This is a genomic window from Actinobacillus porcinus (assembly GCF_901764995.1).
Classification (GTDB): Bacteria; Pseudomonadota; Gammaproteobacteria; order Enterobacterales; family Pasteurellaceae; genus Exercitatus; species Exercitatus porcinus.
This window is the reverse complement of sequence record NZ_CABFKI010000003.1, coordinates 161,799-177,064: the sequence shown is the minus strand read 5'-3', so window position 1 is coordinate 177,064 and position 15,266 is coordinate 161,799. Positions and strand designations below refer to the sequence as shown.

Below are 15,266 nucleotides of genomic sequence, written 5' to 3'. Positions count from 1 at the left end.
TTATGATAACTCGCATATTTTCCAAAGGTATTCTAAAAATCCCATTCTTGACATCTTTTTTGTCGGATATGAAATTAATATTAACCCACTCAAAAAATATTCAACAAGTTGTGGGTTGGGGTTATCGTCCCTCAACAAAAAAAGCGAGGGATTTTGCAGCGCGTCATCAGTTGCCTTTTATTGCCTTAGAAGACGGTTTTTTGCGTTCAGTAGGGTTAGGAGTCAAAGGATATCCGCCCTTTTCTATGGTGGTTGACGATTTAGGGATTTACTACGATACCACTAAGCCATCACGGTTGGAAAAGTTGATTTTGCAATCATCGCCTGATTTGATAACGGAAAAAGTGCGGTTGGCACATCGTTTAATTGTGGATTTTCAATTGAGCAAATATAACCATGCGCCTGATTGTCGGATGTCAATGGATGAAAATGCTGTCTTGGTGGTGGATCAAACTGTGGGGGATATGGCGATTCAATATGGGCAGGCGGATGCACATTGTTTTCAGCAAATGCTAGAAGCGGCTATTCAAGAAAATCCGCAATCCACTATTTTCGTGAAAACGCATCCTGACGTATTGTCAGGCAAAAAGCAAGGTTATTTAACCGCACTTTCACAGCAATTAGCGGCTAATATCGTGCTGTTAGCCGAAGATATTAATCCGCTTTCCTTGCTTCGCAACGTGAAGAAAGTGTATTGTGTGACTTCACAAATGGGATTTGAAGCACTTATGCTCAATAAGCCTGTGGTGACGTTTGGCGTCCCTTGGTTTTGTGGTTGGGGGCTGACAGATGATCGTCACCCTATTGCAAAGTCACTTGCTACATTCTCAAGACGTAAAACTTGCGATTTATTGACTTTATTTCAAGCTGCCTATTTTCAATATAGTCGGTATATTAATCCTAATTCTGGAGAAATAGGCAATATTTTTGATGTTATTCATTATTTGCACAAACAAAAAAAGTTAAATCTACAATTCGCAGGTAATTTATATTGTGTCGGTATGTCTTTTTGGAAGCGTTCCGTTTTAAAACCTTTTTTTAAATTACCAAGCTGCCGGTTGCATTTTGTTTCTCATATTAATAGACTTAAACATGTTAATTGGAAAGAAAATAATCGCTTATTAATTTGGGGCAATGGCAAGCCTTTATTATTAGATTTTGCTAAAAAGAATCATATTTCGACATTACAGGTTGAAGATGGATTTATTCGTTCTGTAGGATTAGGCTCTAATCTTGTAGCGCCCCTTTCTATTGTTGTTGATGATTTAGGTATTTATTTTAATTCGCAAAAAATCTCACGATTAGAATATATCCTGCAAACAAAAGCCTTTACTGAAGAAGAATTACAACAAGCAAAAATATTACAAAATTTATTAGTTTCACAAAATATAGGGAAATATAATGTTGGTGCAAATGAATTAAACTTAACGGTTTCTCATCGAAAAAAAATCTTAGTAGTGGGACAAGTTGAAGATGATGCTTCAATTAAAACAGGTTCACCGGAAATTCAGTCTAATTTGGCATTATTAAAAAAAGTGCGGTTAGAAAATCCAACAGATTATATTATTTATAAACCTCATCCGGATGTGGTCAGTGGCAATAGAATTGGGCATATAGAACCATCACAAACAGCTCAATTCGCTGATTTAGTTGTAACAGAAAGCAATATTTTGTCCTGTATTATGGCAGTTGATGAAGTTCATACTATGACATCTTTAGCCGGTTTTGAAGCACTTTTGCGCAATAAAATTGTACATTGTTATGGGTTACCATTTTATGCTAACTGGGGGTTAACAATTGATCATATTGCTTTGCCAAGACGTACAAGAAAACTCTCGTTATTAGAATTAATTGCAGCAACATTAAATGACTACCCTATTTATTTTAATCCGGTAACTAAGCAATTAAGTGACGCTAAAACAATTATTCACTATTTAACAACAAAACAATTAGAAAGTAAAAAGAGCATTCGCCAATCTTGGGCTAAAAAACAATTCAATAAATTAAAACACTTATTCAAAGTTTATTTTCTATAGAAGGGGATTATGTTAAAACATTATTTAGATGAACTCGTAGCTTCATCAAAAAACATTGTATTATTACAGGGTCCAATTGGGCATTTTTTCAAGGACTTAAGCCGTTGGTTAGAACAACAAAATAAATCGGTCTATAAAATTAACTTTAATGGCGGTGATGAATATTTTTATTTTAAAAACCATAAAAACACCATTAATTATCAGCAGTCTATTCAAGATTGGGAATGTTTTTTAGTACATTTTATTAAACAAAATCATATTGATAGTATTCTTTGTTTTGGAGATCATCGCCCTTATCATAAAATCGCTAAACGTATTTGTGAAAAATATGGTGTTCAATTTTGGGTTTTTGAAGAGGGTTATTTTAGACCGCACTATGTTACATTAGAAAAACAGGGGGTTAATGCATTCTCTCCTATTCCCAAAAATGCTAAATTTTTTTTAGAAAATCATTACCAAGCTCTACCGGAACCCATTGCGCCCAAACCTTTAGCTAAAGGTTTTCTGCCTATGGCAGAAAACGCGATAAAATATTATTCTGCCGCTTTTTGTAAACAGAAAAAATATCCTCACTATCAACATCATAAAGAATTGTCTTTGATTTATTATATTCGTTTATGGATAACATCCGGGATTAAACGCCTCTATTATTATTCTCGAGATTATCAATTTAGTCAAAAAGTGACTAATAATGAATTAGGCGATTTTTTTATTGTACCATTACAGGTTTATGATGATAGTCAAGTTAGAGTACATTGTGATTTTAAAAATGTAGAACATTTTTTATCTGAAGTTCTCATTTCTTTTGCTAAACATGCACCTGAAAAATTAAATTTAATCATAAAACATCACCCTATGGATAGAGGTTTTATTGATTACACTAATACAATTAATGAAATTTGTGATCAATATCCACAGATAAAAAATCGTGTATTTTATGTTCACGATGTGCCTATGCCCGTATTTTTAAGAAAAGCAAAAGGAATGGTTACGTTAAATAGCACTAGTGGCCTTTCCGCATTGCTACATCATGTTCCAACGATAACATTAGGTAGAGCGAATTATGATATCGCCGGTTTAACGTATCAGGGAACGTTAGCTAATTTTTGGCAAAACCCAACACCACCCAATACAGAATTATTTGAAGCTTATCGAAAGTTTCATCTATATAAAACACAAATTAATGGTAGTTTTTACACGAATGTTTGTTTGAATAGCTATTAAAACTTGTTGATGTTTTGTGATTATAAAATATACTATTTTATACCTAACACGCGAAATGCGTATTAGATTACGTATAGTTAAGTGGTTCATCATTATTCTGCTATGCCTGTTGCTTAAAGGAAGTACATCGAAAGGAAGAGATAAAATGGCAAAAAATAAACCCACCTCGGTAGTAATCTAACCCCGAAAAGTATCTCGGGGTTTATTGTTAATCTTTAATTTGTACATGCACCGTAATTTCTTCACGGTCATGATATAAATGTTTCGCTTGGAGATGAAATTTCAAACCGTGACGTTCTAATTGCTCTGCAAGATTTTGTAAACAGCTCTGTACTTCCACATAGCGTTTTTTCATCGGTAGTTTTAGGTTAAAGATGGTTTCACGACACCAACCGTTAATCAGCCATTTCGCCATTAATGCCGCAATACGGCTTGGTTGTTCAACCATATCGCAGACCAACCAATCCACGCGCTTACGTTTTGGTGGCTGAAATTTAAAGCCATCTTCGGGACAATGTTCAATACGTCCTGTGTCATGTAGGCTGGCTGCCATTTTTCCATGGTCAACGGCATACACAAATAAACCACGGCGTACTAATTGATACGTCCAACCACCAGGGCAAGCCCCTAGATCTACTCCTGTCATATTTTCTGTAAAACGCTTGCTTTCTTCTTCCTTTGGAATAAAGGTCAAAATCGCATCATCTAATTTTAAAGTTGAACGGCTTGGCGCGTCTGCAGGGAATTTTAACCGTGGAATCCCCATATAATGTGCTGAGTGGTTGTTATTGTAAGAATAACCGACATAACAGGCGTTAGATTGCACAAAGAAACAATGCAACGTGATACCACTTTTTTTCGTCTCTTTAAACCCTAGCCAACCTTGTTTCTTCATTGCTTGGCGCAAAGGGACAGTAAATTTTCGACAAAAGGTTGAGCGTTCTTTGGCTTCATTTGTATCTGCCGTTTCAACCCAAATTTCCGTGCTTTGCTTCAGATTTAAGTGCGGTTGAATTGCTTGAAGTTTTGCAATAATAGGGCTAATACGATCTTCAGGTGATAATTCATTAAGTAGCTCGGAAACCACTATCATTTGACGCGCAAAGATAAGTTGATTAAACGGAATTTCGCGCGCAAGACGATCCGCTTCCCCTGCTTGATAACATTCAAAAATCACATAACCTGAATTTTCTTGAACGCGCGCAAACCCGAATACACCACGTTCTGCGGCTTTATCCGTGATTTCGGCGGCGACTTCTTTTTCAAAACCAATTCGACAATATAAGGCTAATTTGTTCATTTATTCGTATCCTGCTCCATCGTCTTTAAAATCCATTCGCGAAACGCGCGAATCGTGGGCTTATTATCATTTTTGATGTCACTCACCACAAAAAATGATTTGGGATCATTAAGTTCAGTTGGTAAAACCACTTGTAAATGTCCATAGTCAATTTCTTGTTGGGCTAAAATACGGTTGGCAATCACAATACCCTGCCCATGAATTGCGGCTTGCAAGCCCATAAACGTATGGCTAAATACAACCCCTTGTTGTGTATCTAACGAGGTAATATTGAGATAATCAGCGATCATTTTCCAATTATCACGAGTGTGAATATGGATTAAGTGGTGCTTTTGTAAATCTTCTTTGCTATTAACGGGAATACTCTCTAGCAATTTAGGTGAAGCAAGCATGACGAGTTGCTGAGATGACAAGACATCAATATGCACATCTTTCCAATCGCCGCGGCCATAATATACCGCTATATCTGTATCTGCATTTAACAGATTATCATCATGATCCGCGGCTTTAATGCGAACATCAATTTCAGGATATTGCGCATTAAAGGATCCCAAATGAGGCACTAACCAATGATTTGCAAAGGTTTGTGGCACACAGACCGTTAAGTGCGGTCGATTTTGACGCATTTTTTGGGTGGCTTCCGCAATTTGATAAAGTAACGGAGAAATTTCCGCATAATAACGCTCACCTTGCGGGGTTAATTCAAGAGCACGATTTTTGCGCACAAACAATTCGACATCTAAAAAATCTTCTAATAATTTAACTTGGTGACTCACTGCTGCTTGTGTCACATAAAGCTCTTCCGCCGCTTTAGTAAAACTTAAATTTCTTGCCGCGCGTTCGAAAGCTTTCAATGAATTCAAGGGTGGCAAACGTTTAAACATTTTTCTTTCCATTCAAATTTTTTTATTATATAATGAATTGATTTCTTTCAGATTAGTTTTTCTAATCTATCACATAAGTATTTCTAGCTTGTCTATTGCAAACAGCACTTCTATAATATTCGCATACTTAATGATTGGTAATTCCTTAATTGATTAAGAATTTATTCTTAGTTAAGTATTATGTTGTGTTTGCATATTGTTTGGGAAACCAAACAGCGTTATTTATTTTCCTGAATAAATAACGATTTAACTTCCTGTATATTTTTGACCTGATTTTGGGTTCTAAACACCGTACTTTCTGTACGGTGTTTTTTTATGTCCGCATTCTATCATAATACCAAGCAAAAAACGTAAATAATTGTTTTCAAGCCCATCAGAATGGCGTATATTTGATAAAGTTTTTTAAACTCAAATTACGTTGTAAGGAATAAAAATGAAAGATCTTGATTGGAACAACCTTGGCTTTAGTTATATTAAAACCGATTTCCGCTTTATTGCTCATTGGAAAGACGGTAAATGGGATGAAGGCAAACTCACTACAGATAGCACATTACATATTCACGAAGGTTCGACCGCACTTCACTATGGTCAACAATGCTTTGAAGGCTTAAAAGCTTACCGCTGTAAAGATGGTTCAATTAACTTATTCCGTCCACACGAAAATGCAAAACGTATGCAAAAAACCGCAGAACGTTTATTAATGGCACCTGTTCCTACAGAATTATTTATCCGCGCTTGTACTGAAGTCGTTAAAGCAAACCAAGAATGGTTAGGACCATATGGTTCTGGCGCGACCTTATACTTACGCCCATTCTTAATTGGTGTGGGTGAAAATATTGGTGTGAAAGCTGCGCCTGAATATATTTTCTCTGTATTCTGTTGCCCGGTTGGAGCATATTTTAAAGGTGGTTTAGCACCATCTAACTTTATTACCACGGATTACGACCGCGCGGCGCCGATGGGTACAGGTGGCGTAAAAGTGGGCGGTAACTATGCGGCAAGCTTATTGCCACATGAATTGGCAGCAGAGCAAGACACAGCTACACGTAAATTTGCTGATGCAATTTATTTAGATCCAAAAACACACACTAAAATAGAAGAAGTAGGTGCAGCAAACTTTTTTGCCATTACCAAAGACAATAAATTTGTGACGCCAATTTCTGAATCTATTTTACCAAGCATTACAAAATATTCGCTTTTACATATCGCGAAAGAACGCTTTGGTATGGAAACCATTGAAGGCGATGTGTATATTGATCAACTAGATCAATTTGTTGAAGCCGGTGCTTGTGGTACGGCTGCGGTGATTACACCGGTAGGCGGTATTCAACACAAAGATCAGTTCCATGTGTTCTATTCAGAAACAGAAGTAGGCCCTATTACACGTAAACTTTACGAAGAACTTACGGGTATCCAATTTGGTGACAAACCTGCGCCTGAAGGTTGGATCGTTAAAGTAGAATAATTATTTTGATAAGCACGTTTCGGCGTGCTTTTTTTATTGTTTTGTAAAGTTAGTTAAAGAACATTCTCAACGAACAAAATATCGTTTAAAATGTCGCAACCTGACTTAATATGGCATTTCATTATGAAGCTGAATTTTCCAACATTTCTTACCCTATTCCGTGTGATACTGATTCCTTTTTTTATCATTGCATTTTATTTGCCTGTCACTTGGTCGCCTTTTGCGGCAACGGCAATATTTTTTGTCGCCTCAGTGACGGACTGGTTTGATGGTTATCTTGCCAGAAAATGGAAACAAACAACCAGATTTGGGGCATTCTTAGACCCTGTTGCAGATAAAGTCATTGTGGCAGCGGCGTTGGTCTTGATTGTGGAATATTATCATGCTTTCTGGGTGACGATACCTGCTATCGTCATGATTGCGCGAGAAATTATTATTTCCGCACTACGCGAATGGATGGCAGAAATTGGCAGCCGCACAACCGTTGCCGTCTCTTGGATTGGCAAGGTCAAAACGACTGCGCAAATGCTCGCACTAGGTGGATTACTTTGGCGACAAGCCCCTTGGATGGAAATTACAGGTTTTATTTTGCTTTACATCGCGGCAATATTGACGGTTTGGTCAATGGTGCAATACTTAAAAGCCGCAAAAGGATCGCTCTTAGACGATCTCAATTAACTTAGCTGGTTTTATAGGACGGAGCGATATATCCGTCCTTTATTTTTGGAAAAATCGTCTTATTTTCACCGCACTTTTTATTAGCTAAGAAGTATGCTATTTTAACTCTCCTTTTCTCACTTTAAATATAGGACTACTCTATGCAAACCTTATTAAAAATCACCCAGTTTGCCAGCAAAACCTTTGCGCTTTGGGTGCTGTTATTTGCTTATCTTGCGTTTCAGTTTCCAGACACCTACAAACAATTTGCCCCTTATATCCCTTATTTACTGGGCATTGTGATGTTTGGTATGGGAATTACGCTGACCTTTAACGATTTTGGTGAAGTCTTCAAGCACCCTAAATCCGTGATTATTGGTGTTGTCGGACAATTTGTGATTATGCCGGCCATCGCCTTTGCTTTAGCGAAATGTTTTAACTTACCGGCAGATCTCGCGATTGGGGTAATTTTAGTGGGCTCATGCCCCGGTGGCACATCATCAAATGTGATGACCTATTTGGCTAAAGGAAACACCGCACTTTCTGTGGCTTGTACAACGATTTCTACACTACTTGCGCCGCTATTAACGCCGGTTATTTTTTACCTTTTAGCAAGCCAATGGTTAGAAATTGACGCTGCCGGAATGTTTATTTCCGTATTAAAAATGGTACTCTTCCCAATTTTCTTAGGATTAGTCGTTCGTGCCTTATTCAAAAAACAAATATCTGAAATCAGTCAAACAATGCCATTGTTATCGGTTATTTCCATTGTGTTAATCTTGGCAGCAGTGGTTGCCGTAAGTAAAGATAAAATTGTGGAATCAGGCTTATTAATCTTTGGTGTTGTGGTATTGCATAACTGCTTAGGTTATTTGGTAGGATTCTTTGCGGCAAAATTATTAGGGCTAAATATTGCTGACAGCAAAGCAGTTTCTATTGAAGTCGGAATGCAAAACTCAGGCTTAGGTGCAGCACTGGCTGCGGCACACTTCAACCCGATTGCCGCGGTGCCAAGTGCAGTATTTAGTTTCTGGCACAATGTATCAGGCCCAATTTTAGCGAATATTTTCTCCAATATTAAAAATGACGATAACGCCTAATTGAACATGGGATACAAAAAACGCTTAGCCAACAGGTTAAGCGTTTTTTATTGATTATTGAATGGCTTTCTTACGTGATGCTCGGCGTTTCATTCGGCGGATAAACCGCGTTACGCGCCATGCTCTTGTGATGGAATAAAGATATAAGAAAAATAACAGAATAAATGCACCAAACATGATCCATTCGTTCACATAAAACACTTCGCCCAAAATACCAAAAGTGGCGCATAGTGCGGCAAATGCGGTAATAGCAAGAAAAGCCTGACGTGAGGTTAACCCTGCGCGAACCATTAAATGATGAACGTGTAAACGGTCGGGTTTAAATGGGCTTTTGCCTTTGCGTACGCGGCGGTAAATTACGGCGATCATATCAATTAGAGGGATAGCAATAATCCATAACGCTGTGACGGGATTCATTGGATGACCATGCCCTTGAGTGCTTAATAGCAAAATCCAAATCATAGTGAAACCGATTAGTGTGCTACCGCTATCACCCATAAAAATTTTGAATTGTTTACCGAAAGGGATACACAAGTTAAACATCGAATAAGGAATTAACGCCACGATTAACGCAAAACACCAAACGGCTAAATCCCATTGATTGTCCATAATTAACAAAATACCCATTGCAGCAAAACCTACACTCGATAACCCGCCAAGTAATCCGTCTATACCGTCAATCATATTGAAAGCGTTAATGACAGCAATGGTCGCCAATACGGTAATCACAAACCCTACACCACCAAGCGTCACTTGGAATGGTCCGATAATTTGTCCTAAATTATCAAGGGATAATTTACCAAAATAAATCATCGCAACAGACAAACCAGCTTGAATCACTGCGCGCAAAGCCGCACTCAGGTCAAAACGGTCATCCAATAAACCAATAATCAGCAATACGGTTAACGAAAATAAATATAGCCAAGGCAAACGCATCTGATCCCATTGGAAAATATAGAAGCACAGGTTGCCCATAAATAATGAAACACCGCCCAGCAAGGGGATAGCACCTTGGTGACGTTTACGATAATTCGGTTTATCCACTAAGCCTATTTTTTCCGCCACGGGGCGCATCGCCACAATGGTCAAGAAAGAAACAATGAAGGTAAAAATAAAACTAAGCCACAACATTTTAATGCCTTATTTTAGAAGTGATTTGTTTGATAAAACGTGCAAAAGCATACCATAAAGTAGCATTTTAAGATATGGATTTTTAGAGTACAATAGACGGACTTTTAGCAAAAAATTTGGAAAAAAATCATGTCAAATTCGACCGCACTTTTTAATCGTGCTCAACAAGTTATTCCTGGTGGTGTAAATTCACCTGTTCGTGCTTTCAAAGGCGTAGGCGGCACCCCTGTATTTATTCAAAAAGCGGCCGGTGCTTATATTTCGGATACCGATGGAAAACAATATATTGATTATGTCGGCTCTTGGGGGCCTATGGTATTGGGGCATAATCACCCTGCCATTATTGAGGCCGTATTACAAGCTGTACCCAATGGTTTAAGTTTTGGTGCCCCAACAGAAGGCGAAATTACCTTAGCGGAATTAGTTTGCCAATTAGTGCCATCCATTGAAATGGTACGTATGGTGAGTTCCGGCACAGAAGCAACCATGTCTGCCATTCGTTTAGCGCGTGGTTATACCAAACGTGATAAAATCATTAAATTTGAAGGCTGCTATCACGGCCATTCAGATAGCTTACTCGTCAAAGCCGGCTCCGGCGCATTAACACTGGGGCAACCAAGCGGACCGGGGGTGCCGGCAGATTTTGCTAAACATACCTTAACCTGTACTTATAACGATTTAAACTCCGTTAAACAAGCCTTTGAACAATATCCAACGGAAATCGCTTGTTTAATTGTTGAGCCTGTTGCCGGCAATATGAACTGTATTCCACCACAAGAAGGCTTTTTACAAGGGTTGCGTGAGCTTTGTACCCAATATGGTGCGGTCTTTATTATTGACGAAGTCATGACCGGTTTCCGCGTTGCCCTTGGTGGTGCGCAATCTTATTATGGTGTTACACCGGATTTAACCTGCTTAGGTAAAATTATTGGCGGCGGTATGCCTGTGGGGGCATTTGGCGGTAAACGTGAAATTATGGAATACATTGCACCAACAGGGCCTGTTTATCAAGCCGGCACACTATCAGGTAATCCAATCGCCATGGCAGCAGGATTGGCTTGTTTAACAGAATTATCAAAACAAGGTAATGAAGAAATCTTAGCGACTAAAACTCAAAAACTCGCAGAAGGCTTAAAAACTTTAGCAGATAAACATAATGTACCGCTTTGTGTGCAATATGTGGGCGGTATGTTTGGTTTATTCTTTACAGAACAAAGTGCGGTCAAAAATTTCCAAGAAGTGATGAAATGTGATGCGGCAAAATTCAACCGATTCTTCCATTTAATGTTAGAACAAGGCGTTTATCTTGCACCATCCGCCTTTGAAGCAGGATTTATGTCTCTTGCACATTCTGACGAAGATATCGACCGCACTTTAGCGGCGGCGGATATTGCTTTTGGACAGTTATAAACAAAAAATCCCACGCATTGGGACAGGGATAAACCCTGTCCCTACAAAAATCTGAATTTAAATTAAACCTTTGTCAAAAATAGAAATAATTAGGTAAAATACTTTTACTCTATTTCATTAATCACGAGATTTTTATGGCATATACAACTTTCTCCCAAACCAAAAACGATCAACTCAAAGAACCGATGTTCTTTGGTCAAAATGTTAACGTTGCCCGTTACGATCAACAAAAATATGAAACCTTTGAAAAGCTAATCGAAAAGCAACTTTCTTTTTTCTGGCGACCGGAAGAAGTGGATGTTTCACAAGACCGCATTGACTACGCTGCCTTGCCTGAACACGAAAAACATATTTTTATCAGTAACTTAAAATACCAAACTCTGTTAGATTCTATTCAAGGCCGTAGCCCGAACGTAGCGTTATTACCTTTGGTTTCTATTCCTGAATTAGAAACTTGGATCGAAACTTGGACGTTTAGTGAAACGATCCACAGCCGTTCATACACCCATATTATCCGTAATATCGTTAACGATCCCTCTATTGTTTTTGATGATATTGTTACCAATGAAGAAATCATCAAACGCGCAAAAGATATTTCGCGTTACTACGATGAATTAATTCGCGACAGCCAACTTTATGGCTTATATGGCGAAGGCACTTATACCGTGGATGGCAAAGAATGTGTGGTTTCATTACGTAATTTGAAAAAGCAACTTTATCTTTGCTTAATGAGCGTTAATGCACTGGAAGCTATTCGTTTCTATGTTTCCTTTGCTTGTTCTTTTGCTTTTGCTGAACGTCAATTAATGGAAGGTAATGCGAAAATCATTAAATTTATCGCCCGTGATGAAGCCTTACATTTAACAGGTACACAGCATATTTTGAATATTATGGCAGCAGGTCAAGACGATCCTGAAATGGCAGAAATTGCAGAAGAATGTAAACAAGAAGCCTACGATTTATTTGTTGCTGCTGCGGAACAAGAAAAAGCTTGGGCAGATTATTTATTTAAAGATGGTTCCATGATCGGTTTGAATAAAGATATTTTGGTGCAATATGTAGAATATATCACCAATATCCGTATGCAAGCGGTAGGCTTACCATTGCCATTCCAAGCACGCTCCAACCCAATTCCTTGGATTAATGCGTGGTTGGTATCGGACAATGTACAGGTTGCACCACAAGAAGTTGAAGTAAGTTCTTATCTTGTGGGTCAAATTGACTCAAAAGTCGATACGAGTGATTTCGGCGACTTTGACTTGTAATAACCATTAAGCGAAGTGCGGTTAAAAATCTTGATATTTTTTGACCGCACTTTTTATTTTCGGGAAAAAATGAAAATCTATCAAATCACCTTAACACAGTCAGCACAAAATATTGCCCATTCCAACCGCACTTCATTGCTGGAAAGTTTGGAAAACCACGGCATACATCACGAATACCAATGCCGTAGCGGCTATTGCGGTTCTTGTCGTGTCAAAATAAAAAAAGGCAAGGTTTCTTATAAAGAATTACCCCTTGCCTTTATTAACCCTAACGAAATTTTGCTTTGTTGTTGTCAGGTTGAGAGTGATTTAGAGTTGGAGCTTTAAATTACCACCAACCTAATAATTTCATCCAAACACCACCCACACCAAACCAAATGACAAGTGAAGCAATGGATGCAATGAAGCTCACTCCCCACCATTGTCCTGTACTGTTATAACCTGAACCATACAATGCCGGACCGGGACCACCTGCATATTGCGTTAAACTCATTGATAAGGTTGATGTATAACCTAAACCAATTGCCGCGATCATCGGTGGTGTTCCCACGGCAATCGCCGCTGCTAAGAAAGCTAAATACATGGCGGAAATATGCGCCATTGCAGAAGCGAAGAAATAGCGTGTATAGAAATAGACGAGAACTAAAATTGAAAAGGCTACCGGCCAACTAAATGCGCCAACGGATCCAGCAATATGGTTTGATACCCACGTAATTGCACCGTATTTATTGAGTGCGTTTGCCATCATGACTAACACCGCAAACCAGAACATCGTATCCCAAGCGGTTGTTTCTTCAATAATATTCTTCCACGTCATAATGTTAGTGAATAACAAAATCACTAATCCAATAAAGGCAGAAACCGTAGCAGGAATATGGAAAAATAAATCCCCCACTGTCCAAAGGAATAATAATAAAACAAAATCTAACGCAAGAATAATTTCTGCTTTACTCATTGGCCCCATATTTTTTAACTCATCACGTGCCATTTCAGCCATTTTAGGCGTATCTTTTAGCTCTGGTGGATAAATTAAATACACAAAATAAGGCAATACAATCAAGCTGATCACCCCAGGAACAATGGCACCTAAGAACCATGTCATCCAGGTGATCTCTACGCCTTGCCCTTTGGCTAACTCAGCAATTAACGGGTTCCCCGCCATCGCTGTTAAGAACATAGTACATACAATGGTATCAATTTGTGATACGGCAATAGCTAAAAACGCGCCTGCACGGCGTGCTGTTGGACCTGGTTTTGAATCATAGGCATCTGCAATTGATTGCATAATCGGGTACATAATACCGCCCCCACGTGCTGATGCAGATGGAATACCCGGGCCAATCACCACATCGGCTAATGCCATACCATAAGCCACGCCCATCATTTTCTTACCAAAGCGTGCCACAAAATAAAGGGCGATACGTTTACCTAATCCCGTTTTAATTACGGCACGAGACAAAAACATCGCAATACCGATAAGCCAAATCGTACCGTTTGCGAAGCCTGAAAGCATTCCGACCTCGCCTTGTTTGGCTGAGATAGGCGTCAATCCGGTTAAACCGCTCACCACTAAAGCCACCAAGGTTGCCGCCCCCATTGGCATTGCTTTCGCAATAATCGCCACAATGGTTGCCACGAATAACGCTAACATTCCCCAAGCTTTTGTGGTAAGCCCTTCAGGCGTTGGACATAGCCAAATCGCCAATCCTACTAAAATAGCAAGAAACAAACCTTGCCATTTAAAGCCGAGTTTTACTTCGACTGTTGGTTTTGTTTGAGTTGTCATCTTTTTTCTCCGACAAAATAAAAAAAGGGAATATCAAAATGATACTCCCTGCCAAAATAAGATAAGTTTGCTAGGACAGCTATCATTATTTCCACTTGAACTCTATCATACCCTATAAGGGGTAATAAATATAAATTCAAAGTAAAACGTTTGCTATCAAATCTTATCTAAAAAAAACTGCACTTTGTTAAAGATTATTCAAATCCAATACGTCCGTCATATCAAATAACCCTTGTTCTTTTGTGGCAAGCCATTTTGCTGCGCGCACGGCACCATTGGCGAAAGTCATTCGGCTGGAGGCTTTATGCGCAATTTCTACACGTTCACCTATATCCGCAAACCACACCGTATGTTCACCAACAACATCGCTGGCACGAATGGTTGAAAAACCGATTTCATCGCGTTTACGCTCACCGGTAATTCCTTCGCGGCAGAAAACACCGTGAGTTTTTAAATCTCGACCTAAGGTTTTAGCGATATGCTCGCCCATTGACAGTGCTGTACCTGATGGCGCGTCTACTTTGTGACGATGGTGCGCTTCAATGATTTCAATATCGCAATAATCCCCCATAACTTTTGCGGCTTTTTCTAACAATTTAAAGACTAAATTAACGCCGACACTGTAGTTTGATGCAAAAACAATACCTATTTTTTCAGACGCGGCTTTAATCGCTGCTTTACCGGCATCATCAAAGCCTGTCGTTCCTAAAATGAGTTTTTTATGATTTTCCACACAAAATTTAATATGCTCAAGAGAACCTTCAGGGCGTGTGAAGTCAATAATCACATCAAATTTCTCTTTTTCTGCATTTAAATCTTCTGCAACTTTCACGCCAATCGCACCAATGCCGGCTAATTCACCGGCATCAGCACCGACTAAAGAAGATCCTTTACGTTCAAATGCCGCACCTAATTCTACACCTTCAGTATGATATACCGCTTGAATTAATTGGCGTCCCATACGACCACCGGCACCGACAACAGCAATTTTTAATGTCATATTTTTTT

Annotated in this window: 13 protein-coding genes; 8 read left to right on the top strand and 5 right to left on the bottom strand. The window is 38.8% G+C overall.

All coding sequences use genetic code 11. The annotated features are described in order from the left end of the window. Positions 1-2 precede the first annotated feature (2 nt). The gene (locus E7T07_RS03620; protein ID WP_135709552.1) at positions 3-2,036 is read left to right on the top strand and encodes a capsule polysaccharide biogenesis protein; all 2,034 of its coding nucleotides are present in this window, start codon (positions 3-5) and stop codon (positions 2,034-2,036) included. 9 nt (positions 2,037-2,045) lie between these two features. Continuing rightward, positions 2,046-3,260 (top strand): capsule polysaccharide biogenesis protein, encoded by a 1,215-nt coding sequence (locus E7T07_RS03615; protein WP_135709551.1) that lies wholly within the window; start codon positions 2,046-2,048, stop codon positions 3,258-3,260. 208 nt (positions 3,261-3,468) lie between these two features. On the opposite strand, the gene rlmM is transcribed toward E7T07_RS03615, so the two are convergent. After that, positions 3,469-4,560 carry a 23S rRNA (cytidine(2498)-2'-O)-methyltransferase RlmM gene (gene rlmM / locus E7T07_RS03610; protein WP_135709550.1) on the bottom strand — a complete coding sequence of 364 codons (1,092 nt, stop codon included), beginning with the start codon at positions 4,558-4,560 and terminating at the stop codon, positions 3,469-3,471. After that, entirely contained in the window at positions 4,557-5,444 is an 888-nt protein-coding gene (locus E7T07_RS03605) for a transcriptional regulator GcvA (protein WP_135709549.1), read from the bottom strand. The genes rlmM and E7T07_RS03605 overlap by 4 nt, the downstream gene beginning before the upstream one ends. 433 nt (positions 5,445-5,877) lie before the next feature. Between E7T07_RS03605 and E7T07_RS03600 the strand changes: the two genes are divergently transcribed. The 3 genes from E7T07_RS03600 (at position 5,878) to E7T07_RS03590 (ending at position 8,666) form a co-directional block, all read left to right on the top strand. Beyond that, positions 5,878-6,909 (top strand): branched-chain amino acid aminotransferase, encoded by a 1,032-nt coding sequence (locus E7T07_RS03600; protein WP_135709548.1) that lies wholly within the window; start codon positions 5,878-5,880, stop codon positions 6,907-6,909. 123 nt (positions 6,910-7,032) lie between these two features. After that, a complete protein-coding gene (gene pgsA, locus E7T07_RS03595; RefSeq protein ID WP_135709547.1) occupies positions 7,033-7,587 on the top strand; it encodes a CDP-diacylglycerol--glycerol-3-phosphate 3-phosphatidyltransferase in 555 nt (184 codons plus the stop codon). Positions 7,588-7,727: 140 nt separating this feature from the next. Beyond that, on the top strand, positions 7,728-8,666 hold the full coding sequence (locus E7T07_RS03590) for a bile acid:sodium symporter family protein (protein WP_135709546.1): 939 nt from the start codon (positions 7,728-7,730) through the stop codon (positions 8,664-8,666). Positions 8,667-8,720: 54 nt separating this feature from the next. Here the strand turns inward: E7T07_RS03590 and wecA are convergent, their stop codons facing one another. Continuing rightward, the gene (gene wecA / locus E7T07_RS03585; protein ID WP_425455030.1) at positions 8,721-9,797 is read right to left on the bottom strand and encodes a UDP-N-acetylglucosamine--undecaprenyl-phosphate N-acetylglucosaminephosphotransferase; all 1,077 of its coding nucleotides are present in this window, start codon (positions 9,795-9,797) and stop codon (positions 8,721-8,723) included. A gap of 129 nt (positions 9,798-9,926) precedes the next feature. On the opposite strand from wecA, the gene hemL reads away from it, so the two are divergent. The 3 genes from hemL (at position 9,927) to yfaE (ending at position 12,799) form a co-directional block, all read left to right on the top strand. Beyond that, a complete protein-coding gene (hemL, locus tag E7T07_RS03580; protein WP_135709545.1) occupies positions 9,927-11,207 on the top strand; it encodes a glutamate-1-semialdehyde 2,1-aminomutase in 1,281 nt (426 codons plus the stop codon). A 134-nt stretch (positions 11,208-11,341) separates the two neighbouring features. After that, entirely contained in the window at positions 11,342-12,472 is a 1,131-nt protein-coding gene (gene nrdB / locus E7T07_RS03575) for a class Ia ribonucleoside-diphosphate reductase subunit beta (protein ID WP_135709544.1), read from the top strand. A 69-nt stretch (positions 12,473-12,541) separates the two neighbouring features. Then, positions 12,542-12,799, top strand: a complete 258-nt coding sequence (yfaE, locus tag E7T07_RS03570; protein ID WP_135709543.1) for a class I ribonucleotide reductase maintenance protein YfaE — start codon at positions 12,542-12,544, stop codon at positions 12,797-12,799. A gap of 1 nt (position 12,800) precedes the next feature. Here the strand turns inward: yfaE and E7T07_RS03565 are convergent, their stop codons facing one another. After that, positions 12,801-14,258, bottom strand: a complete 1,458-nt coding sequence (locus E7T07_RS03565; protein ID WP_135709542.1) for a DASS family sodium-coupled anion symporter — start codon at positions 14,256-14,258, stop codon at positions 12,801-12,803. A gap of 187 nt (positions 14,259-14,445) precedes the next feature. Next, positions 14,446-15,258 carry a 4-hydroxy-tetrahydrodipicolinate reductase gene (dapB, locus tag E7T07_RS03560; RefSeq protein WP_135709541.1) on the bottom strand — a complete coding sequence of 271 codons (813 nt, stop codon included), beginning with the start codon at positions 15,256-15,258 and terminating at the stop codon, positions 14,446-14,448. Between the last annotated feature and the right edge of the window lie 8 nt (positions 15,259-15,266).